Below are 22,541 nucleotides of genomic sequence, written 5' to 3'. Positions count from 1 at the left end.
GCCCATCTGGAGGAAACTCATGAAATTCTTCGTCGATACGGCCGATGTGGCCGCCATCAAGGAACTCAACGACCTCGGCATGGTCGATGGCGTGACCACCAACCCCTCGCTGATCATGAAATCGGGGCGCGATATCCTCGAAGTGACCAAAGAGATCTGCGACATGGTCACCGGTCCGGTCTCGGCAGAGGTGGTTGCCACCGAAGCCAAGGACATGATCGAAGAAGGTCTGAAACTTGCCAAGATTGCCCCCAATATCGCGATCAAGGTTCCGCTGACCTGGGACGGTCTGACCGCGTGTAAGGCTTTCGCATCCGAAGGCCACATGGTCAATGTCACGCTGTGCTTTACTGCCGCACAGGCGATCCTTGCCGCCAAAGCGGGCGCGACCTTCATCTCGCCCTTCATCGGGCGTCTGGACGACATCAACCTTGATGGTCTGGAGCTGATCGAAGACATCCGCACCGTCTATGACAATTACGAGTTCAAGACCGAGATCCTCGCGGCCTCGATCCGTTCGGTCAACCATATCACCGATTGTGCGAAAATCGGGGCCGATGTGATCACCGCGCCGCCGGCCGTGATCAAGGGGATGGTCAAGCATCCTCTGACCGATAAAGGGCTCGAGCAGTTCATGGCGGACTGGGCGAAAACCGGCCAGAAAATCATCTGATCCTCCAAGAGGAAGATCGGTGGGAAGGGGGCCGGAAGGCCCCTTTTTCCTGCGCCGGTATGTGCGAAAGACCGGAACAGGGGCGGGTGGTTTCAGGCCAGATCCTGCGGCAAGGCGGGGTCGCCCAGCAATGTCATCAGCGCGTGACGGCGGTTCGGATGTGTCTGGGCCAGACGCAGCAGCGTTTCCGCCTCGTCATCGATATGCACACCGAACAGTATATAAGGCAGGTTCAGCCCGTTGGTATGGCAGATTTCGGTCAGGCTGCTGATGGTCGGATCGTTTCCATCCTTGAGCACGGAATGGAGATATCCCGGGGATTTTCCAGCCCTGATAGAGGCCTGCCGCATGGAAACCCCGATCCGCCGAAGCTGCTCCTGCAAGCGGAGCCGGATATCTGCAATAGAATAACTAAGCATGATTGTTTTATGTAACTCGTTATTTGGAAGAGAGTAACCCCAAAATATCATTTGCCGTTCTGGATTCGGGTTAAATAACCAATTTTGGTGATATATGATAATATTCCTGAAACAGTCTTGCACGGTCCCCTTGGGAAAATAGCAAGAACTTGATATATTCGCCTAAGGTCTTGAAATCTGGGGATGCTTGCGATGACACAGGCCGGTTTGGCGCAAATTCTACGCGAGAAAATTCTGTCCGAGCCAGACCTTGTTCTGGATGATCCTGCCGTGATGCAGGTGCTTGTCGGGGCGGGCGGAGCCGCGCGGGATGATAGGGTTGTCGACCTGCGATCGGTTGCGCTGCGGCGGCTCGAGATGCGGCTCGACCGGCTCGAGGATACCCATCGCTCGGTCATCGCTGCCGCCTATGACAACCTTGCCGGCACCACTCAGGTGCATCGTGCGGTGCTGGCGCTTCTGGGGCCGTTCGATCGGGTCCCCTCCCATCCGGAGCCCTCCGGTTTTCGCGGGTTTCTGGAGGCGCTGCAGGGCGAGGTGACAGAGATTCTGGAGGTCGACACCCTCCGGCTGGTGCTGGAAACCCATCACTCCGAGGCTGATCCGGCGTTACGGCATCTGGGGAATGTCCTGTGTCTGGCCGAACCGGGCTTTGCCGGTGAATATATGCGCGCCGCAGGAATGGCTGTGCCCGAGCGTGTCGTGCTGCGCAGGGTCGTTCCGGCGGGAAGCCCTGTTCATGCCTGTGGATCGGGCAGGGTCGGGGAGATCCTCTCGGAGGCGGTGATCGCGCTGGATCTGGGCAGGGGGCGGTTGCCGGCCATGCTGGTGCTGGGATCTGTCGATCCCCAGCGGTTCAGGCTGTCACAGGGGACGGAGCTTCTTGGGTTTTTCGGTGCCGTTTTCGAACGTATGATGCAACGGTTTCTGGGGTAGGAAATGCTTGGAATGTCGGACGCCCTGCGGGATGCGATGCAGCGCTGGCTTGCGCATTTGCGCGGGCTTGAGGGCGCATCAGAGCAGACGATTCTCGCGTATGGCAGTGATCTGCGGGGGTTTTTGACCTTTCTGCATGTCTATCAGGGCGAGTCGCTCGGGGTGGCACGTCTTGCACGGCTGAGCACGGCCGATATGCGCGCATGGATGGCGCATGAGCGGGGGCGGGGGCTGTCGGCGCGCTCGCTGGCGCGGGCGCTGTCTTCGGTCAAAAGCTTTGTCCGCTGGCTGTCCGATCGCGAGGGGTTCGATGCGACGGCACCGCTTTCGGTGCGTCCGCCACGGTTCCAGCGCAAATTGCCGCGCCCCTTGGCCGAGGATGCGGCGGTCGCGATGATCGCGCAGGTGGATCTTCAGGCGCAGGACCCGTGGGTGGCCGCGCGCGATGTTGCCGTGCTGACCCTGCTCTATGGCTGTGGTCTGCGGATCTCCGAGGCGCTGTCGCTGACCGGGGCCGATCTGCCTTTGGGCGATAGTCTGCGGATTATGGGGAAGGGGCGCAAGGAACGGATGGTGCCGCTTTTGCCTGCTGCCCGCGCGGCGGTGGAAAGCTATCTGCGGCTCTGTCCCTATCCGGTCGCGGCCGATCTGCCCCTTTTTCGCGGGAAGCGGGGCGGGGCGCTGAACGGACGGCTGATTGCCAAGGCGATGGAGCAGGCGCGGATGGCCTTGGGCTTGCCTGCAACGGCGACGCCACATGCCATGCGGCACAGTTTCGCCACCCATCTGCTGAGTGCGGGGGGCGATCTGCGGGCCATTCAGGAGCTGCTGGGTCATGCCAGCCTTGCCACCACGCAGGTCTATACCGCTGTTGATCAGGCGCGCCTGATGGAGGTCTACCGCGCCGCCCATCCGAGGCGCTGATAGGAACGCGCTGTTTGGGCGGTCTTCCGTTATCGTTAGGTCAAGTTTTAATTGTAAACCGGCTTCCGATCAGGAAAGTCGATGGGTTAACCATGTTCTGGAAAGGTTTCATTCATTTTGCGGGCGCAGACCTAGGATACGTTTCATGTTCAGAAAGGAACGCATTATGGACGTATCAACCCTTGCCGGTAGTGTAGGCGTTGCGTCGAGTTTGCAGGTTTTACAGGCCGGCACGACGACAACGGAAGACGACGATAGCACAACCGTAGAGGAAACGCAGGCTTCTGCGGCTCCTCCTCCGGCGCCTCCCGCCTCGTCTGGCAGTGGCGCTGATACCGAATCCCTCTTTGTTTCCCTGTTTGGCGATACGAGCGAGACCTCGTCCTCGTCCTCCACGACAAGCTCCACCACGCTGACCAGCGACGAAGAGGTCTTCGATCTTGATGGCGATGGCGAGCTGTCGACCATGGAGCAGGCGGCCTATGATGCCTCGATCAGTGGCGAGACCGTTTCGGGAACCGAAGAGAGCACAAGCAGCGTTGCCAGCATGATGGGCCCACCACCGGGCCCGCCACCTTCCGATGATGAAGACGGCGTTTCGACTGCGCAATCTTTGGTCGAATCTCTGGCAGAGTCAGCCAATGAGGATGCCGAGACGGCGGATGTGCAGGATGACATGCGTCGTGTTCAGCAGTTCGAGCAACTTCTGGCAGAAACGCTGGGAGACGTGTCGCAGGGCTGAGGTCTGGCCCGATAGACATGGCTTGAACGGGAGGGGCGGCCCTGCCGCCCTTCTTTATCCGCTGGCGTGACGGTCGGCGCGATTGCGCCACAGTTTCAGGAAGAGACTTGGGTTTCTATGTCTTTGCTTGATCGAACGGGGCGTTTGCGGCATGACCCGAATTATGATGTTACGCACCAAAGCTCTCTCCGTTCACTTTCTCACTGCAACCGGAGCGGTCTTTTCGCTTCTGGCTCTTGATGCAGCCGTCGAGCGAAACTGGAGCGTCATGTTCTTGTGGCTGGTTGTGGCGCTTGTTGTGGATGGCATCGACGGCCCCCTTGCGCGGCGCTATGATGTCAAACGGAACGCGCCGGTCTATGACGGGGTCCTGATGGATCTGATCATCGACTATCTGACCTATGTCTTCATTCCCGCCTATGCGCTGTTCAAATCCGACCTGCTTCCGGGGTGGCCGGGCTGGCTTGTGGTGGTGGCTATCACCTATTTCAGCGTTGTGTACTTTTCGGATACACGCATGAAAACCAAAGATAATTCCTTTTCCGGCTTTCCGGGCTGCTGGAATATGGTGGCGCTGGTCGTGTTTGCTGTGGCACCGACCCCGCCGGTTATTCTGGTGCTGGTGCTGATCTGTACGGTGGCGATGTTCCTGCCGTTGAAATTCATCCATCCGGTCAGGACAGAGCGTTGGCGCGCGCTGTCATTGCCGATCGCGCTGGCCTGGGTGGTCTTCGCGGCCATTGCGGCATGGACCAATTTCCATTCGCCTGCATGGGTGCATTTCGGGCTGATCCTCAGTTCGCTCTATCTGCTCTTCGTCGGGATCGTGCAGCAAGTGGTGCCCCTGCGAAGCCGCTGACACGCCGCTTTTCCGATAGAATCCGCATATTTCTGTCCTCCGCCGGGAACCCGGCGGATTTTTGCTTGTTTCAGTGGTGGAGTTTTTGGACGCAATGTCTCATAAGCGACACTTCGCGTCGCTTTTGGCACTTACGGGTCGCGTCGGGCTGTCATCTTGGCCTTTACACGCAAAGCCGCACACGCACGGCATTGCGCTCTCGCCGTATCTGGGGCCCGCGCACCCGATCCGGCCTCGGGGTCTTGGGGGCAGGTCCGCAACTGACCGCGCCGGAGCGACAAAGGAAACAGGACAGGAGACGCTGCATGGCAGAGACAATCGATCAGGACGAGGATTTGGGTGTGCCCGCCCCCGAGGGCGACGCCGCCCCGATCGACACCGACTATTCCGTCGGACAGGATAATATCGAAGGCAGTGTCGGCAGACTGGATTTCGATATCCACAATCCGGTCTTCGCCATCTCTGCTGTGGCTGTCGTGTTATTCGTGCTGTTTACGCTGGTCTTCCCCCAGACGGCCCAGTCCCTGTTCAGCTGGCTCTTTTCGTCGGTCACGGGCGGGTTCGACTGGTTCTTCCTTTCGGCGGGCGACATTTTCGTGCTGTTCAGTCTGTTCCTGATTGTCTCGCCTTGGGGCAAGGTGCGGCTGGGCGGGTCGGAGGCCACGCCGGATTTCGGCTATCCGGCATGGTTTGCGATGCTGTTTGCCGCCGGTATGGGCATCGGTCTGATGTTCTATGGCGTGGGGGAGCCGCTGACCCATTTCTCGACCTCGTTCGCAGGGGCGGCTGGCGCACCGCTGGGCGGGGCGCAAGGCGATACCGAGGCCGCCTTCAAGCTGGGCATGGCCGCGACCATCTACCATTGGGCCTTGCATCCTTGGGCCATCTACGCGGTGCTGGCGCTCGCTCTGGCGCTGTTCTCCTATAACAAGGGGCTGCCGCTGACGATCCGTTCGGCCTTCTATCCGATCCTGGGCGAGCGGATCTGGGGCTGGCCGGGCCATATCATCGATATTCTAGCGGTCTTTGCCACGCTCTTCGGTCTGGCAACCTCGCTGGGGCTGGGGGCCACGCAGGCCAATGCCGGTCTGCATGCCGTGCTGGGCATTCCGATCTCGACGACGGTGCAGGTGATCCTGATCATCTGTATTACCGCTGTGGCGCTTGTCTCGGTGCTGCGCGGGCTGGAAGGGGGCGTGCAGAAACTGTCGGAAATCAACATGATCCTCGCGCTGGTTCTGCTGCTTTTCGTGCTGTTCACCGGCCCGACGCTGACCCTTCTGGGCGATATCGGCACCGGCCTTGGTGCCTACCTGACCGAGCTTCCGGCGCTGTCGAACCCGTTCGGGCGTGAAGATACCCGCTTCGTGCAGGGCTGGACCTCGTATTACTGGGCATGGTGGATCAGCTGGTCGCCGTTTGTGGGTATGTTCATCGCGCGTGTCTCGCGCGGGCGCACGGTGCGTGAATTCGTGGTCTGTGTGCTGCTGATCCCGTCGCTGGCCTGTGTGGTCTGGATGTCGATCTTTGGTGGCGTCGCGTTGCAGCAGGTCATTCAGGACGGCTATCAGGCCGCCGTGGATGCCGATATCTCGGTGAAACTGTTCCGCGTGCTGGAGGCGCTGCCGCTGTCGCAGATCACCTCGGTTGTGGGGGTGATCCTTGTGATCGTGTTCTTCGTGACCTCCTCGGATTCGGGCTCGCTGGTGATCGACACCATCACCGCAGGTGGCAAGGTCAATGCCCCCGTTCCGCAGCGGGTGTTCTGGGCGACCTTCGAGGGCGTGGTCGCGATTGTGCTGCTGCTGGGGGGCGGGCTTTCGGCCCTGCAATCCATGGTGATCTCGACAGGGCTGCCCTTTACCGTGGTTCTGCTGGTGATGTGCTATTCCATCGTCAAAGGTCTACAGGCCGAAAAGAACGCCTGAGCCGTTTTCGGGCCGGAGCGTCCAACGGGCACCCGTCGCGGTGCCCGTTATTTTTTGCGCCTTGTATTGGGGCTGTCGTCGCTTCGGCCTATCTATAGGCTCCACCCGTAGCCAAAGGAGGCCAACATGGCACCATCACGCGCGCAGGATGTTCTGGAATTCTGGTTCGCACCGGAAAATCGCGAAAAATGGTTTGTCAAAGACGAGCGGTTCGACGGCGAGATCCGCGACCGTTTCTCCGCCTTGCAGGCCGATGCGGCGCAGGGCGCGCTGGCGGATTGGCAGCAGGCCGCGCAGTCGGCGCTGGCACTGGTGATCTTGCTCGACCAGTTTCCGCGCAACATGTTCCGCGGGACCGGCCATGCCTTTGCCAGCGATGCCAAGGCGCGGGCGGTGGCGGATGCGGCGCTGGCGCAAGGCTTCGATGCGGCTGTCGCGAGAGAGGTGGATCCGGCCGCGGCTGCCTTTTTCTACCTGCCCTTCATGCATTCCGAGGAACTGGCCGATCAGGACCGCGCGCTCGCGCTTTATACGGCGGCGCAGAATGCGGAAGGGCAGCGCTTTGCCGAAGCCCATCGCGACATCATTGCACGTTTTGGCCGGTTTCCGCATCGTAATGCCGCGCTCAAGCGCGAAAGCACCAAGCCCGAACTGGCCTTTCTGGAAACCCATGCCGGTTTCTAGCCATAGGGGCTGCGTTGGGCGACAGGGGCGAATGACGCCTTTTGCTCGCCCGCGCGACGCCCTATGATCGCGAGCAAGAGACGAGGACCACCATGACCGAAGCCTGTAGCCTGACGCCCGAAGAGATCACCGCCCTGTTTACCCGCGCGGATGGGCATTACCATTTCGCGCGCTGGGGCAGGCCGATCGTGCCGATCGTCTTCGGCGTGCAGGAAGAGACGCTGCAGATCATGAAAGGCGCTTTGGAGGCGGTCGTGGCGCTGTCGGGCCATAAGCTGGCCGAGACCGATCCGGAGCTCGGGGCCAATCTGATGATCTTCTTCTTCCGTGACTGGCAGGAACTCCTGGAGGTTCCGAACCTCGATCATATGCTGCCGGGTCTGCAGGATCTGGTTGTGCGTCTGGATGATGCGGGGGCGACCCATTACCGCACCTTCCGCTTCGATGATCAGGGGGCCATTCGGGCCTGTTTCAGTTTCGTGCGGATGGATGAGGCTATGGCCGAGGTGCCTGCCGAGACGATCGCGCTGGGGCAGGCGGTGCAGATGATTCTCGCATGGGGAAGCGAGGCATGGGCCGCGCAGTCTCCGCTGGGGCTGGCGCGCGGGGCCGCTGTGCTGCGCCCCGAGGTGGCGGCGCTGATTGCCGCCAGCTATGATCCGGTCATGCCGCCCGTGGCCGACGAGGCCGCCCATGCGCTGCGCCTTTTTGCCCGTGCCAATCTGATGCGCGAGAAAGCCGAGGCCGCCAGCGCCCGCATGGTGCAGGATATGGCCGAGGCGAAACTGGCCCCGAAAAACTAACGGATTCATAAGTAAGGTCTTGAGATGGCTTTTGAATTTCCGATCCGCGTCTATTACGAAGATACCGATCTGGCGGGGATCGTCTATTATGCCAACTACCTGAAATTCATCGAGCGCGGGCGCAGCGAATGGGTCCGGTCGCTTGGTGTGGATCAGGCGCGGATGAAGGCGGAGACCGGCACGGTGTTCGCCGTGCGCCGTGTCGAGGCCGAGTATCTCAAGCCTGCCCGATATGATGACGAGTTGGTTGTCTCGACCACGCTGCTGGCCGAAACAGGCGCGCGGATCCAGCTTGCGCAGGAGGTCAAACGCGCGGGAGAGGTGCTTTTTGCCGCGCAGGTCACCCTTGTATGCCTGAACGAGGCAGGGGCGGCGCAGCGGATATCTGCCGAAATACGCCGGAAGTTGGCTCCGAGCCTGCATTAGGTGCGCAATTTGGCCCTAGGTGACGTAGATGTTATGGCGTAGCCCCTTTATGTGCGCTAAAATCGCTGCCAATCAACCCGCGACAAACGCGGCCCCTATTTGACGAGCAGTAGACTGATGGAAACAGACGTGCTTGGCGCGGCGCAGCAGATGGATTTCTCGCTGCTTGCCCTTTTTGCCCGTGCCTCCCTAACCGTAAAACTCGTGGTGATCCTGCTGATGCTGTCCAGCTTCTGGTCTTGGGCGATCATCATCCGTAAATTCATCTCGTTCCGCGCGGCCCGCCGCGAGGCCGAGACTTTCGATCAGGCCTTCTGGTCGGGCGAGCCGCTGGACGAGCTGTTCGAGCAGATCGGCACCCGCCCCGATGGCGCGAGCGAGAAGATCTTTGCCGCCGGTATGCTGGAATGGCGTCGCAGCCACCGTCAGGACGGCAATCTGATCGCCGGTGCGCAATCGCGGATCGAGCGTTCGATGGATGTGGCGATCACCAAGGAAAGCGAGAAGCTCAATAACGGGCTGCCCTTCCTTGCCACGGTCGGTTCCACCGCGCCCTTCGTGGGTCTGTTCGGGACGGTCTGGGGGATCAAGGTGGCGTTCGAGGAAATCGCGATTTCGCAGAACACCTCGCTGGCCGTTGTGGCTCCCGGTATCTCCGAGGCACTGGTGGCCACGGCCCTCGGTCTGCTTGCGGCGATTCCTGCCGTGATCTTCTACAACAAGCTTTCGGGCGATGCCGACCGTATCGTTGGCGGCTACGAGGCGTTTTCCGACGAGTTCTCCACCATCCTGTCGCGCCAGCTGGACGCCTGATCCATGAGCGGCGGTGTGATGAAAAATTCCAGCCGGAGAGGGCGGCGCGGGCGCGGCAAGCATCAGGCGATGGCCGAGATCAACGTCACGCCGATGGTCGATGTGATGATGGTGCTGCTGGTCATCTTCATGGTGGCCGCGCCGATGATGACCGTGGGTGTGCCGCTGGAATTGCCGAAGACCTCGGCCAAGGCGGTGCCGACCGAACAGGAAGAGCCGCTGACCATTTCGCTGCAGCTTGATGGCACGGTGTCGCTGATGAACTCGACCGTGCCGGAAGACGAGCTTGTGGGCCGTTTGCAGGCGATCGCCGCCGAGCGGGACAGCAACAAGATCTACCTGCGCGCCGATGGCGGTATCAACTATGCCCGTGTGGTCGAAGTCATGGGCGCCCTGAATGGCGCGGGCTTCAACAATATCACTCTGGTGACCGAATCCGGTGGTCCGTCGCTGACGGGACCGGCGAAACAGTAAGCGCAAGGCACGCAACTTTATGCGGATGGAACGGGCAGATAAGATCGGCACTTGGGTGTCGGGGGTGGTCCATGCGGGGATCATCCTCTGGGCTGTCGTGGGGGATCTCCTGATCAAACGCGATCCGGTCGAGCCGATACAGATGACGCAGGTTTCGGTGATCTCGGATGCCGAATTCCAAGCGATGCAGGCGGCAGCTCCCAAAGCGGGCGAGGTGCAGGACACCGCGCCCGAAGCGATTGCCGCACCGCAGCAGGACAGCTCTCCGGCAGAGGATGTGCCTGCCCCCGACGAGGCCCCCGATCCGGCCCCGCAGGAGGCTCTGGCCGAGCCGGTTGCCAAGCCCGAAGCCAAGCCCGATCTGTCGGAGGTCCAGACACCTGCCGAGCCGACAGAGGTGACGGAAGTCCCGCCTTCGATGATGCCGGACGTCGAAGTGCCGCAAGACACCTCGACCCCCGAATTCAGCCCGCGTCCGGTGCCCAAGCCCGCGCGGCGTGTGGCCCCCGATCCGCTGCCCACCCCCGCGCCCGAAGCCAAGGTGGCCGAGGTGCCGAAAGAGGCCACGCAAGAGGCCGAGGCGCCGAAGCCTGAAGAGCCGAAGGAAGAGGCGCAGGAGGCCGCGGCCCCCGAGGAGGCGGGCACCGAGATCGAGACCGAAGCCTCGAAGCCGGTGGAAGAGGCCAAGACATCGGCTCCGCCGGTCAGCCCCAAGCCGCGTACGAAGCCCGCTCCGCCGAAGAAAGAAGAGCCGAAGCCGGTGGAAACCGCAGCGGCTGACACGCCCAAAGCCGACACGCCGAAGCCGGTCGAGAAGAAAGCCGAGAAACCGGCCGACAAGCCTGCGGCCAAGCCGGTCGAGAAAAAGGCGGACAAGCCTGCGGCCAAACCCGCCGATAAGAAGACCGAAAAACCTGCTGCTGCTGCGAAACCCGCAGCCCCTTCGCCTAATACCGAGAAGGCGGTGCAGGATGCGCTTGCGCAGGCTCTGGGCGGTGAGGGCACGGGCGGCACCGGCAATGCGCCGATGGGCCCCCCGATCACCCGCGGCGAGAAAGAGGCGCTGGTTGTCGATGTGAAGCAATGCTGGAACGTGGGCGCGCTGTCCTCGGAGGCGCTGCGCACCACGGTGACGGTTTCGGTGCAGATGAACCAGAACGGCACGCCGATCATTTCGACGATCAAGATGATCGGGTCGTCGGGCGGGTCGGATGCGGCTGCCAAGCAGGCCTTCGAGGCGGCACGCCGCGCGATCGTGCGCTGTGGCTCGGATGGCTTCCCGCTTCCGGCGGAAAAATACGGGCGCTGGAAAACCATCGAGATGGATTTCAACCCCGATAGCATGAGGATGCGTTGATGCGGTTTTCAAGGAAATCGTCCGATCATCGCGAAATGTCGTGCGGATGTGATGCGCCCTGCGTCCATTCCGCGCTACAACCGACAAAACCTGCCCGTTCTGACCAGACGGGAACGGACCAGACAAGGAGTGTTTCGATGCTGCGTATGATGTTGGCCGGAGTGGCCGCCGCAAGTGTGATGACGGCGGGGCTGGTTGCGGCTCCGGCGATGGCGCAGGATGGCGAACCTCTGCATGTCGAGATTACCGATGGTGTGATCGAGCCGCTGCCCTTTGCCATGCCGACCTTCATCGCCGAAACCGGCGATGCCTCGAAGATTGCGCAGGATATCTCCAGCGTGATCCGTTCGGATCTGACCGGCACGGGCCTGTTCCGCGAGATCCCGCAAAACGCCCATATCCAGCGCTTCTCCAGCTTCGGCACGCAGGTGAACTATTCCGATTGGACCGCGATCAACGCGCAGGCGCTGATTGTGGGGGCTGTCTCGATGCAGGGCGGCAAGGCAGTCGTGAAATTCCGTCTTTTCGATATCTATTCGGGGGCCGAGATGGGGGAGGGCCAGCAACTGGCGGCCAGCCCGCAAAGCTGGCGGCGTCTGGCGCATAAGGTGGCCGATACCATCTATTCGCGCATCACCGGCGAGGGTGGCTATTTCGACAGCCGTGTGGCCTTCGTGTCCGAAAGTGGCCCGAAAAATGCCCGTCAGAAACGTCTGGCGATCATGGATTATGATGGCGCGAACGTGAATTATCTCACCGATTCCAGCACCATCGTTCTGGCGCCGCGCTTCTCGGCGGACGGGTCCAAGCTGATCTATACCACGTTTGAAACCGGCTTCCCGCGGATCAAGATGATGAATGTGGGCAATGTCAGTTCGCAGCTTCTGCCCGAGACCCCCGGCACGATGACCTTCTCGCCGCGCTTCTCGCCCGATGGCGGCTCGATCCTCTATTCGATGGAGCAGGGTGGCAATACCGACCTTTACCGGATGGGCATCAATGGCGGTGCACCCCAGCGCCTGACCAATAGCCCCGCCATCGAGACCGCGCCCTCTTACAGCCCTGACGGGTCGAAGATCGTGTTCGAATCCGACCGCTCCGGCACGCAGCAGCTTTATGTCATGAGCGCAAGCGGCGGCGAACCCACCCGTATTTCCTTTGGCGAAGGGCGCTATTCGACGCCGGTCTGGTCGCCGCGCGGCGATATGATCGCCTTCACCAAGCAGCATGCGGGGCGCTTCCATATTGGCGTCATGCGCACCGATGGTTCGGAAGAACGCCTGCTGACCGCTTCCTTCCTTGACGAGGGTCCGACTTGGTCGCCCAATGGCCGTGTGATCATGTTCACCCGCGAAAGCCCCGGCGCGAACGGCGGTGCAAGCCTGTGGTCGGTGGATATTTCCGGCCGCAACCTGAAGCAGGTGCCGACGCCCGGCGCGGCCTCTGATGTGACGTGGTCACCGCTTCTGCAGTGACATTTCCAAGCCCGAAGAATACTGTTACCCTGCTCATGACGAGCACCTGATATGATGGAACGATCTATGAAAACCGCATTCAAAGCCGCCCTGCTGCTGAGCGCATTGGGCCTTGCCGCGTGTAACAATCCCGACCGCTTCGGCGATGGCTCGGGCGTGAATGATCCGGGCGGTGCCTATGGCAGCGGCTATGGGGACGGCTCGGTCAGCCAAGGCGATATCAACGACCCCAACTCGCCCGCCTATTTCCAGAAGAAAATCGGTGACATGGTGCATTTCATGGTCGACCAGTCGACCCTGTCGCCCGAAGCCACTCAGATCCTGACCCAACAGGCGCAATGGCTGAATGCCCACCCGAATTACACTGCCGTGATCGAAGGCCATGCCGACGAACAGGGCACGCGCGAATACAACCTTGCGCTGGGGGCACGCCGTGCAAGCGCGGCACAGGCCTTCCTGATCAGCCAAGGTGTCAGCGGCAACCGTCTGCGCACCGTGTCCTATGGTAAAGAGCGCCCGATCGCGGTCTGCTCGGCACCGGAATGCTATCAGCAGAACCGTCGCGCCGTGACGGTGATCGCACAAGGCGCGGGTTCCTGATGATGCGTGCGCTGAAGGGGGCGGTCTGTGGTTTGGCAATGATGGCGGGCCTGCCCGCCTTCGCGCAGGACCAGCAGTCTCTGGCCGATATCCGCTCGGAACTGGCGCAGCTCTCGGCGCAGGTGCAAGGCCTGCGTCAAGAGCTGGTGTCCTCCGGCTCTTCGGGACTTCAGGCGGCGGGCGGAGCCTCGGCGCTTGCACGGATGGATACGATGGAGGCGTCGCTGTCGCGGCTGACCTCGCAGACCGAAGAATTGCAGAACAAGATCAATCGGGTGGTCAGTGATGGCACCAACCGGATTGGGGATCTGGAATTCCGTGTCTGCGAGATGGAGCAGGGTTGCGACATCTCCTCGATTGGTAAAACCGCGCCTTTGGGCGGGGCAGATAGCAGTGCTGCAGCGGCTCCGACGCCGGCAGCGTCCTCGAACGGGTCCGGCCAGTCCAGTGCCGATCTGGCGATGAATGAACAGTCGGACTTCGATCGGGCCAAGGGGGTGCTCGATCAGGGTGACTTTCCTCGCGCCGCGAAAGAGCTTGCGGCCTTTGCCCAATCCTACACGGGTGGCCCGCTAAGCGACGACGCGCTCTATTATCAGGGCGAGGCCTTGCAGAAATCCGGCGATACCGCAGGGGCGGCACGCGCATGGCTGAACGCTTTCTCGACCTATCCTGACGGGGATAAGGCACCGGAAAGCCTGACGAAGCTGGGCTGGGCTCTGGGTCAGCTTGGCCAGCGCAGCGAAGCCTGCACGGCCTTGGGACAGGTGGGGCAACGCTATCCGCAGGCGCAGGCCGTGTCCGAGGCCCGCGCGGAGATGTCGAAGCTCGGCTGTATGTGAGGCCCTTGCGTGTCCGGTCATGACAAGACCCCGACTGCCGCGCCCTGTCGCGGCAGTTTGCCATTCGGGCCGCCCGTGCCCGAGGCGTTTGTGGCGGCCATGCAGGGCCGCCGCGTGGGGCTGGCGGTTTCGGGGGGCGGTGATTCGATGGCGATGCTGCATCTGCTGGCGGGGCGGCTGGATCTGGCGGTGGTGACCGTCGATCACGGGCTGCGTCCCGAGGCGGCCGATGAGGCGCGCATGGTGGGGCAGGTGGCCCGAAGCCTTGGCCTGCCGCATTGGACCCTACGCTGGCAGGCGCCATCGGGGGGCAATCTGATGGATCTCGCGCGGCGGGCGCGGATGGAACTGATGGGGGCTTGGGCACGCCAGCAGGGGGTCTCCCATATCGCGATGGCCCATACCGCCGATGACCAGATGGAAACCTTTTTCATGCGCCTTGCACGGGCCTCGGGGGTGCAGGGGCTGTCGGGCATGCGTCAGGCTTGGGTCGAGAACGGCGTCACGTGGCACCGTCCCTTGCTGGATCTCGGGCGTGAGGACCTGCGCGCCTATCTGCGCGGGATCGGTGCGCAATGGGCCGAGGACCCGTCAAACGACAACCCGAAATATGACCGCGTGAAGGTGCGCCAAGCGGCCCCGCATCTGGCGGCGCTCGGGATTACGCCCAAGGAGATCTGCCAGACGGTATCGCATCTGGCCCGCGCCGAAGAGGCTTTGTCGACCGCTTTGGCCGCGATGGTCGCGCGCCATGTGCAGATCGACCGTGGCGATGTGGTGGTCAGTCTCGAAGGGCTGGAGGACGAAGTGCAGGGCGAATTCCGCCGCCGTCTCTTCGCGGTGATTCTCGGCTGGATCGGGGGCGGGGCCTATGCGCCGCGGGGCCCCAAGCTGGAGACCTTCTGCCGCGATCTCGCCCAGACCAGAACGCTGGCCGGTGTGCAGCGCAGCCAGAAGGGTGGCACCGTGCGCTTTACCCGTGAACTGGCGGCGGTGGCGCAACAGGTTGTGGCTGTGTCATCGGCGCAGATCACGCAATGGGACCGCTGGCGCGTCGGGCGTGATGGGCCAGAGGCACAGGGAGAGGCGGGAGCTTACGCATGCAGGGGGCTGACCATCGCCGCTTTGGGAAAGGCAGGGCTTGCGCAATGCCCCGACTGGCGCGCGACAGGGGTGCCGCGGGCCTCGCTTCTGGCGAGTCCGGCGGTTTGGGACGGTCCGACACTGCTTGCGGCGCCCTTGGCAGGGCTTTCGAATGGCTGGAATGCAGAAATTGCGACCCCGTTCACCCGCTCAATGCTATTCACCCGTTGAACCCTGAGCCTAAATCCCTATTTTCAGATCAACGGCTTCCTGCCCGCTCATCCGGGCGTCGCAAGGATGTCAAAATGAATTGGAGGTTTTTCCTTGGGTAATGCGCGCAATCTAGCCTTTTGGGCCGTGCTGTTCGTGCTGATCCTCGCCCTGTTCAACCTGTTTGGGGATGGACAGAACGCGATGAATTCGCAGCAAGTCGACTATTCCGAATTTATTACGGCAGTCGATAAGGGCAATGTCAGCAATGTTCAGATCGATGGGGAGGATGTGCGCTATCAGCTCAAAGACGGCACGTCGACTTATTCCACCGTCAAACCTCTGACCGATCCGATCGCCGAGCGTCTGATCTCGCAAGGGGTGCAGGTCAAGGTGGTGAAGCAGGAGCAGTCGGGCTTCATGTCGCTCTTGGGCGTCTGGCTGCCCTTCCTCGTGCTGATCGGCATCTGGATCTTCTTCATGAACCGGATGCAGGGCGGCGGCAAAGGCGGCGCGATGGGCTTTGGCAAATCGAAAGCCAAACTGCTGACCGAAAAGCAGGGCCGCGTGACCTTTGATGATGTCGCAGGCATCGACGAGGCCAAGGAAGAGCTGGAAGAGATCGTGGAATTCCTGCGCAACCCGCAGAAATTCTCGCGCTTGGGCGGCAAAATCCCGAAAGGCGCGCTGCTGGTTGGCCCTCCGGGCACCGGTAAGACGCTTCTGGCGCGTGCGATTGCGGGCGAGGCGGGCGTGCCCTTCTTCACCATCTCGGGCTCCGACTTTGTGGAAATGTTCGTGGGTGTCGGTGCAAGCCGCGTCCGTGACATGTTCGAACAGGCCAAGAAGAACGCGCCCTGTATCGTCTTCATCGACGAGATCGACGCTGTGGGCCGCGCCCGTGGTGTCGGCATCGGCGGCGGCAATGACGAGCGTGAACAGACCCTCAACCAGCTCTTGGTCGAGATGGACGGCTTCGAGGCGAATGAGGGCATCATTATCGTTGCCGCGACCAACCGCCGCGACGTGCTGGACCCCGCGCTCCTGCGTCCGGGCCGTTTCGACCGCCAGATCCATGTGCCGAATCCCGATATCAAGGGTCGCGAGAAGATCCTGACCGTCCATGCCCGCAAGGTGCCTGTTGGTCCCGATGTCGATCTGCGCACCATCGCGCGCGGCACGCCGGGCTTCTCGGGGGCCGATCTGATGAACCTTGTCAACGAGGCGGCGCTGATGGCCGCGCGTGTGGGGCGTCGTTTCGTCACCATGGAAGATTTCGAGCAGGCCAAGGATAAGGTCATGCTGGGGGTCGAGCGCCGCTCGATGGTGCTGACGCCCGAGCAGAAGGAAATGACCGCCTATCACGAAGCCGGTCACGCGATTGTCGGCCTTGCGCTGCCCAAATGCGATCCGGTCTATAAGGCCACGATCATTCCGCGCGGTCAGGCCCTTGGTATGGTGGTCTCGCTGCCCGAGATGGACAAGCTGAACTACCATAAGGACGAGGCCAAGCAGAAGATCGCCATGACGATGGCGGGCAAGGCGGCCGAGATCAAGAAATGGGGCCCCGACCATGTGTCGAACGGTCCGGCCGGCGATATCCAGCAGGCATCGGCCATTGCACGGGCGATGGTGATGCGCTGGGGCATGTCCGACAAGGTCGGCAATATCGACTATTCCGAAGCGCATGAGGGCTATTCCGGTAATACCGCAGGCTTCTCTGTCTCGACCGCGACCAAACAGCTGATCGAGGACGAGGTGCGCGAGTTGATCGAGGAGGGCTATCGCGAGGCGGTCCGCATCATCAACGAGCGCGAAGAGGAATGGGAACGTCTTGCGCAGGGCCTCTTGGAATACGAGACCCTCACCGGCGAGGAAATCAAGAAGGTCATCCGGGGCGAGACGCTGGGCGGGGACGATGATACCCCCTTGGGCGGCCTGCCGACCGTCAACTCGATCTCCAAGACCAAGCCCGAGACCTCCGGCGAGACCGCTCCGGAGGCGGGCGAGACTGATCCCAAAGCGTGATGCCTTCGGGAGATTTTACAAAAGGCCGTCCTTCGGGGCGGCCTTTTTTGCAAAGGGGCCGCATGTGGCGGCCAAGGTATCGCCCGGACTCTTCGTGTCAGGGCAAAGCTGCGAACGTAACGACGGATCTTGACCTTTCCGCTATGCGGTCCAAGCATGGGTCTGCTGCGTGCTTGCGGTGATTTGACAGGATTATTCATGCCCGCCTTGAAGCCGACGGGGTATCGTGCTGAGATTGTCTGGCTTGGGGTCGTGCCCGAGGGGCAGATGGAGTCGGTGGCGCGGACCGAGCTTGAACTGGATTTCGATGGCCCGCTGGGGGAGGCCCATCGCGGTCGTACACGGCCTGCCTGCTCGCGGGTCAGCGCGCAATTTGCCAAGGGCACGATTATCGCCAATACCCGCCAGATGACGCTGCTTTCTGCCGAGGAAATGGCCGAGACCGCGTTTGCCATGCGCATTCCCGAGCTGCGTCCCGAATGGGTGGGGGCGTCGGTCGTGCTGCGCGGGTTGCCGGATTTTTCCCATATTCCGCCATCGTCACGTCTGCAAAGCGAAGAGGGTGTGGCGCTGGTGGTGGATATGGAGAACCGGCCCTGCGTGCTGCCCGGCACCATCATCGAGGCGGTGCATCCCGAGAAGGGCAAGGCCTATAAGCCTGCGGCCACGGGGCGGCGCGGTGTGACGGCCTGGGTGCAGCGTCCGGGACGGCTGGCACTGGGGCAGAGCTTGCAGCTTTGGGTGCCGGACCAACGCGCATGGTCGAAACTTCAGCACGATTGGTAGGATCAGGCCTTTATCGCGATCTTTCATGGGGCAAGGGCGCAATATCGACATGACCTGTCGATCGCGGGCTTGTCCGCCTGTGCTGGGGATGTAATAGGTAGCGCCATCAATGTAAGCGGCGTCAATCTTTGTGCCGCCGGATAGATAAGCAGTGGATTGTCCTATGAAAGATCCGAAGACCATTCCCTCGATGAAAGAGCTGCGCGAGCAGATCGACTGGCTCGACCGCCAGATTGTCGAGCATCTTGCCTATCGTCTGACATTGATTGATCGCGCAATCGATCTGAAGCCGGAAGAGGATATGCCGGCACGGATCGAAGAGCGGGTCGAGGATGTTGTCGCCAAGGTCAAAGCGCATGCCGCGCAATGTAACGGCGATGTTGAACTTTTCGAGCAGCTTTATCGCATCATGATCGAGGCGTCGATCCAGCGCGAAGAGCGTGTTCTTGGCACGGGAGACTTTGAATGACTGCGACGATCATTGACGGCAAGGCCTTCGCGGCCTCGGTGCGCGAGAAGGTGGCCGCTCAGGTCAGCCGCCTGAAAGCCGATCACGGTATTACGCCCGGTCTGGCTGTGGTGCTGGTGGGGGAAGACCCCGCATCGGAAGTCTATGTGCGCAACAAGGGCAAGCAGACTGTCGAGGTCGGCATGAATTCCTACGAGCACAAGCTGCCTGCCGAGACCTCCGAGGGGGAATTGCTGGAGCTGATCGCGCGTCTCAATGCCGATCCTGCCGTGCATGGTATTCTGGTCCAGCTGCCGCTGCCCAAACATCTCAACGAGGATCTGGTCATCAATTCGATCGATCCGGCCAAGGATGTCGACGGCTTCCATATCTCCAATGTCGGGCTTCTGGCGACGGGGCAGAAATCCATGGTGCCCTGCACGCCGCTGGGCTGTCTGATGATGCTACGCGATCATCATGGCGCGCTTTCGGGGCTGAATGCCGTTGTGGTGGGGCGGTCGAATATCGTGGGCAAGCCGATGGCTCAGCTTCTGCTGCGCGATAGCTGCACGGTGACGGTGGCGCATTCGCGCACTAAGGATATCGAAGAGATCTGCCGCCGCGCGGATATTCTGGTCGCCGCTGTTGGCCGTCCTGAAATGATCAAGGGCGATTGGGTCAAACCGGGTGCCACGGTGATTGACGTTGGTATCAACCGCATTCCGGCCCCCGAAAAGGGCGAGGGCAAGCACCGTCTGGTCGGGGATGTCGACTTTGCATCGGCGGCAGAGGTGGCAGGGGCCATCACGCCGGTTCCCGGAGGGGTTGGGCCGATGACCATCGCCTGCCTGCTGGCCAATACCCTGACCGCCTGCGCCCGCGCCAATAACCTGCCCGAACCGGAGGGGCTGACGGCCTGAGCCGCCAAGGGGCAGGGGTCGAATCAACTGTAAATTGAACCTTTGACAAACGCCGGAAAATACCCCCGGCGTTTGTCTCGTTTTTGCGACGTTCGCAAAGGTGCAATTATTTTTGTTTATTCTGGAGCGCAGAACAGGAATTACTCTGGGCTCATGACAAAGGCATTCGCTTTAGCGGATGGGACAGGGCACGCCAAGCAAGAGGTCCCTTACGATGTGGAGCACCTATCTTCGTTCACTGAGCGTGCCGACGCTGCTTCTGACTTGGGGCGCCGCGTCGGTGTTCGGGATATTGGGCGGGCCGTTTGGCACATTCGAATGGCTGACTTTCGGTGAAAGACTGGTCTACTGGCCGTCGCTCTGGGCCTTCGGGATTCTGATCGGCTGCGGGTTCCGGCTGCTTTACGAGACGGTTCTGGGGGTCCGGCAGTTCTGGCGTTATGTGCTGCTGGAATCGGTCAGCGTTGGCCTCATCATGGCGTTTCCCTATCTGGCGCTGCTGTCCTATTTCGCGGATATTGCGCGTGCAAATCTGCCCAGCCTGCTGGAACTCGGGGCCTATAATTTTGCGATGACATTCTTTTGTGTCACATTGCGGCGCGTGTTCTACCCGCAAGAGCAAGAGCAAGAGCAGGCAGATCTGCCGTCATCGCAGGGCGATCTCTCTCCTGAAGACCCGCCTTCTGTCGGGGGGGCACCTGCGCAGATACGGTGTCAGCCGGTAAACGTCCGCCCGCCGCAAACCGGCCCGTCCGACATTCTGCCTGCCGAACATGCCCCTGTGCCATTTGCACCGGCTCCGAGACCGCAGCCTGCCCACCGCCCACGCCTGCTGGAGCGGTTGCCGGAGGAATATCATGGCGATATCTGGCATCTGCAAAGCCGCGACCATTATGTGCATGTCACCACCTCGCAGGGGTCGCATCAGGTTTTGATCCGGCTGGCTGACGCCATCACCGAACTGGACGGTGTGGAAGGGCTGCAGGTGCACCGGTCGCACTGGGTGGCCGAGGATGCGGTGACAGAGGCCCTCAAAATGACCTCCAAGGCAAAGCTGACCCTGCGAAACGGGGCTGTGGTGCCGGTGTCGCGCACCTATCTGTCCGATGTCGAGGATGCCGGTCTTTTCGACCTGCCCCTGCCGCCCGCAGAGCCGTCGCCGCAGATGCGTGTGTCCTAATGTAGGATCTCTTCGTCACGCACGAACATATTGGCCCATGCGCGGTCGATCAGCTCGGGCGACATCTGCCGCGGAAGGCCTTCGAATTTACAGATCTCGATCATCTGGTCGATCAGGAAGATCGGCTGATAATTCGCGTAGATATTGTTGATACTGGGGTATTTCACCTTCAGCAGATGGAGCAGGGCAGCTTCGTTCAACGGCATCTGGCGTTTATTCGCGACGAGTTTGAAGATCTTGAGGAAATCCCGCTGATTGGGGCCGTCGATCTTGATCTTGAAGAAGATACGCCGCAGCGCGGCCTTGTCGAAGATGGCATTGGGGTGGAAGTTGGTGGAAAAAATCGCCAATGTATCGAAAGGCACCTCGAATTTCTCGCCCGATTGCAGTGCGAGGATATCACGGCTTTCCTCAAGCGGCACGATCCAGCGGTTCACCAGCTTCTGTGGTGGCTCGGACTGGCGGCCAAGGTCGTCCACGATGAAGACACCGCCCGAGGCTTTCAACTGGAGGGGCGCGGTATAGGTGCGCGCCGTCGGGTTGAATTTGAGATCCAGCATATCCAGCGTCAATTCGCCCCCTGTGATGACGGTCGGGCGTGCGCAGAGCACATAGCGGCGGTCAAAGCGTGGCCCTGCGCGGCGCAGCGCTGTCGGGTCTTCTTCGGGGATCGGGGCCTCGGTATGGATGATGGGGTCGAAGACGGTGATGATCTGCCCCGAATATTCAATGGCGCGGGGGATATAGATCTGGTCGCCGAGCGCGTCGCGGATCCCGTTGGAAATCGAGGACTTCCCGTTGCCGGGCGGGCCATACATCAGGATCGAGCGCCCCGAGCCGACCGCAGGCCCTAGCTGGTCGATCAGATCCGGCGGCAGGACAAGGTGCCCCATCGCCTGCAATAGCGCCTCGCGGGTCAGTTGGATATTGCGGATGGACTGGCGTTTGACCTGCTCGCGATACTGCACCAGCGGCACGGGAAGCGCGCCGTAATATTCCGACTGCGCCAGCGCGTCCAGCGCGCGGGCGCGACCGGCATCCGAAAGCTGGAAGGCCATCTCGTTGCCGGAATTGGCATGCAGCGTTCCCATCGCCTCGACAAGGCGCTGCTCGCGGGCCAGATCGATCAGCTCTTGCAGCAAGGTGGTTGGCAGGCACATCAGGGCGCCCAATGCGGTCAATGTGGTCTGATTGGTGCGGAACATCGTCTTCAGAAGAAGGTCGCGCATCATCACAAGGCTAAGCCCCGTCTCCGACAGGCTGCGCGGTGTCTGCGGGGCCGTAATCGGGCGGAGCATCATATTCATGGCAGAAACCTTTTCCTCACACATGGTCACCGGAACGACAGACATACAGATACGTCTGGGCAGAAGGTGACGCCGCATTATGGCCGAATTCGGGAAAAATGCGGGCGTGGGGTGGTCTTATGCCGCCGCCAGAACGGCAAGGGCCAGATAGATCCAGAGGGCCAACGCCAGCCCGACGCCAGCGGGGGTGCGTTTGGCGGTCCAGCTGCGCCAGCCGGAGGTCGCACGGGTCAGGGCGGGAAGGCGTTTGAGCAGTTGATGCACCCCCAGCCCCGCCAGCAAACCGACCGAGAGGCAGATCATCGCCAGCGAGATCTGCCCCGGCTCATGCGAGACAAAGAGCGCGGCGACCGACACGAATTTCACGTCCCCCGCGCCAAAGCCTGCAAAGGCAAAAAGCGCGAAACCGATGGCCAAGACCACGGCAAAATTGACCCACCGCCATGCCCAGACCTCGGGAGGTAGCACCGCCAGCCCCAGAAAAACAAAGATCCCCGCCGTGGTATAGACCGCGACATTGCGGATTTTCATGTCCCGCAGGTCGGTGGCGGCCACCCAGAGGCAGACCGGTGTCATCGCCAGCAGGAAAAGGCAGGCTGCTGCAAACGAGGGCGCGGCAAACAT

General features: G+C 61.5%; 24 protein-coding genes. 21 read left to right on the top strand and 3 right to left on the bottom strand.

Annotation, left to right across the window (positions count from 1 at the left end; genetic code table 11):
- The first annotated feature begins 19 nt into the window (after positions 1-19).
- Complete coding sequence (gene fsa / locus RPE78_RS04105; RefSeq protein ID WP_339108230.1) at positions 20-673, top strand: fructose-6-phosphate aldolase; 654 nt, start codon at positions 20-22, stop codon at positions 671-673.
- 92 nt (positions 674-765) lie between these two features.
- Here fsa and RPE78_RS04100 read toward each other — a convergent pair whose 3' ends face one another.
- Positions 766-972 (bottom strand): hypothetical protein, encoded by a 207-nt coding sequence (locus tag RPE78_RS04100; protein ID WP_339108229.1) that lies wholly within the window; start codon positions 970-972, stop codon positions 766-768.
- Positions 973-1,284: 312 nt separating this feature from the next.
- On the opposite strand from RPE78_RS04100, the gene RPE78_RS04095 reads away from it, so the two are divergent.
- The 20 genes from RPE78_RS04095 (at position 1,285) to RPE78_RS04000 (ending at position 20,610) form a co-directional block, all read left to right on the top strand.
- Positions 1,285-2,028 (top strand): DUF484 family protein, encoded by a 744-nt coding sequence (locus RPE78_RS04095; protein ID WP_339108228.1) that lies wholly within the window; start codon positions 1,285-1,287, stop codon positions 2,026-2,028.
- 12 nt (positions 2,029-2,040) lie between these two features.
- On the top strand, positions 2,041-2,952 hold the full coding sequence (locus RPE78_RS04090; protein ID WP_406721292.1) for a tyrosine recombinase XerC: 912 nt from the start codon (positions 2,041-2,043) through the stop codon (positions 2,950-2,952).
- A gap of 145 nt (positions 2,953-3,097) precedes the next feature.
- Positions 3,098-3,694, top strand: a complete 597-nt coding sequence (locus RPE78_RS04085; RefSeq protein WP_406721291.1) for a hypothetical protein — start codon at positions 3,098-3,100, stop codon at positions 3,692-3,694.
- A gap of 163 nt (positions 3,695-3,857) precedes the next feature.
- Positions 3,858-4,553: a CDP-alcohol phosphatidyltransferase family protein gene (locus RPE78_RS04080; RefSeq protein ID WP_339109543.1), complete on the top strand. Its 696-nt coding sequence runs from the start codon at positions 3,858-3,860 to the stop codon at positions 4,551-4,553.
- A gap of 305 nt (positions 4,554-4,858) precedes the next feature.
- Positions 4,859-6,481 (top strand): BCCT family transporter, encoded by a 1,623-nt coding sequence (locus tag RPE78_RS04075; protein WP_339108225.1) that lies wholly within the window; start codon positions 4,859-4,861, stop codon positions 6,479-6,481.
- A gap of 126 nt (positions 6,482-6,607) precedes the next feature.
- On the top strand, positions 6,608-7,165 hold the full coding sequence (locus tag RPE78_RS04070) for a DUF924 family protein (RefSeq protein WP_406721289.1): 558 nt from the start codon (positions 6,608-6,610) through the stop codon (positions 7,163-7,165).
- Between the two features lie 92 nt (positions 7,166-7,257).
- Positions 7,258-7,968 carry a hypothetical protein gene (locus tag RPE78_RS04065; protein ID WP_339108223.1) on the top strand — a complete coding sequence of 237 codons (711 nt, stop codon included), beginning with the start codon at positions 7,258-7,260 and terminating at the stop codon, positions 7,966-7,968.
- 24 nt (positions 7,969-7,992) lie between these two features.
- Complete coding sequence (gene ybgC / locus RPE78_RS04060; protein ID WP_339108222.1) at positions 7,993-8,394, top strand: tol-pal system-associated acyl-CoA thioesterase; 402 nt, start codon at positions 7,993-7,995, stop codon at positions 8,392-8,394.
- 117 nt (positions 8,395-8,511) lie between these two features.
- Positions 8,512-9,207: a protein TolQ gene (gene tolQ / locus RPE78_RS04055; protein ID WP_339108221.1), complete on the top strand. Its 696-nt coding sequence runs from the start codon at positions 8,512-8,514 to the stop codon at positions 9,205-9,207.
- 3 nt (positions 9,208-9,210) lie between these two features.
- Positions 9,211-9,681 (top strand): ExbD/TolR family protein, encoded by a 471-nt coding sequence (locus tag RPE78_RS04050; RefSeq protein ID WP_339108220.1) that lies wholly within the window; start codon positions 9,211-9,213, stop codon positions 9,679-9,681.
- 25 nt (positions 9,682-9,706) lie between these two features.
- Positions 9,707-11,038 carry a cell envelope biogenesis protein TolA gene (locus RPE78_RS04045; RefSeq protein WP_406721288.1) on the top strand — a complete coding sequence of 444 codons (1,332 nt, stop codon included), beginning with the start codon at positions 9,707-9,709 and terminating at the stop codon, positions 11,036-11,038.
- A 146-nt stretch (positions 11,039-11,184) separates the two neighbouring features.
- Positions 11,185-12,513: a Tol-Pal system beta propeller repeat protein TolB gene (tolB, locus tag RPE78_RS04040; protein ID WP_406721616.1), complete on the top strand. Its 1,329-nt coding sequence runs from the start codon at positions 11,185-11,187 to the stop codon at positions 12,511-12,513.
- Between the two features lie 66 nt (positions 12,514-12,579).
- Positions 12,580-13,113: a peptidoglycan-associated lipoprotein Pal gene (pal, locus tag RPE78_RS04035; RefSeq protein ID WP_339108217.1), complete on the top strand. Its 534-nt coding sequence runs from the start codon at positions 12,580-12,582 to the stop codon at positions 13,111-13,113.
- The gene (ybgF, locus tag RPE78_RS04030; protein ID WP_339108216.1) at positions 13,113-13,955 is read left to right on the top strand and encodes a tol-pal system protein YbgF; all 843 of its coding nucleotides are present in this window, start codon (positions 13,113-13,115) and stop codon (positions 13,953-13,955) included. Before pal ends, ybgF begins: the two co-directional genes overlap by 1 nt.
- A gap of 9 nt (positions 13,956-13,964) precedes the next feature.
- A complete protein-coding gene (gene tilS, locus RPE78_RS04025) occupies positions 13,965-15,269 on the top strand; it encodes a tRNA lysidine(34) synthetase TilS (RefSeq protein WP_406721287.1) in 1,305 nt (434 codons plus the stop codon).
- 93 nt (positions 15,270-15,362) lie between these two features.
- Entirely contained in the window at positions 15,363-17,276 is a 1,914-nt protein-coding gene (gene ftsH / locus RPE78_RS04020; protein WP_406721286.1) for an ATP-dependent zinc metalloprotease FtsH, read from the top strand.
- Positions 17,277-17,474: 198 nt separating this feature from the next.
- Positions 17,475-18,062 carry an MOSC domain-containing protein gene (locus RPE78_RS04015; protein WP_339108213.1) on the top strand — a complete coding sequence of 196 codons (588 nt, stop codon included), beginning with the start codon at positions 17,475-17,477 and terminating at the stop codon, positions 18,060-18,062.
- Positions 18,063-18,225: 163 nt separating this feature from the next.
- Positions 18,226-18,531, top strand: coding sequence for a chorismate mutase (locus RPE78_RS04010; RefSeq protein ID WP_339108212.1), 306 nt, complete (start codon positions 18,226-18,228; stop codon positions 18,529-18,531).
- Entirely contained in the window at positions 18,528-19,430 is a 903-nt protein-coding gene (folD, locus tag RPE78_RS04005; RefSeq protein ID WP_339108211.1) for a bifunctional methylenetetrahydrofolate dehydrogenase/methenyltetrahydrofolate cyclohydrolase FolD, read from the top strand. The genes RPE78_RS04010 and folD overlap by 4 nt, the downstream gene beginning before the upstream one ends.
- Before the next feature lie 214 nt (positions 19,431-19,644).
- A complete protein-coding gene (locus tag RPE78_RS04000; protein ID WP_406721285.1) occupies positions 19,645-20,610 on the top strand; it encodes a LytTR family DNA-binding domain-containing protein in 966 nt (321 codons plus the stop codon).
- Here the strand turns inward: RPE78_RS04000 and RPE78_RS03995 are convergent.
- Both RPE78_RS03995 and RPE78_RS03990 read right to left on the bottom strand, forming a co-directional pair.
- On the bottom strand, positions 20,607-21,917 hold the full coding sequence (locus RPE78_RS03995) for an ATPase (protein WP_339108209.1): 1,311 nt from the start codon (positions 21,915-21,917) through the stop codon (positions 20,607-20,609). The genes RPE78_RS04000 and RPE78_RS03995 overlap by 4 nt on opposite strands.
- A gap of 117 nt (positions 21,918-22,034) precedes the next feature.
- The gene (locus RPE78_RS03990) at positions 22,035-22,541 is read right to left on the bottom strand and encodes a prepilin peptidase (protein ID WP_406721284.1); all 507 of its coding nucleotides are present in this window, start codon (positions 22,539-22,541) and stop codon (positions 22,035-22,037) included.

It is taken from the genome of Thioclava litoralis (assembly GCF_045278885.1).
Taxonomy (GTDB): Bacteria; Pseudomonadota; Alphaproteobacteria; order Rhodobacterales; family Rhodobacteraceae; genus Thioclava; species Thioclava litoralis.
The sequence above is the reverse complement of the archived record's forward strand: the minus strand, read 5'-3'. Positions and strand labels throughout refer to the sequence as shown.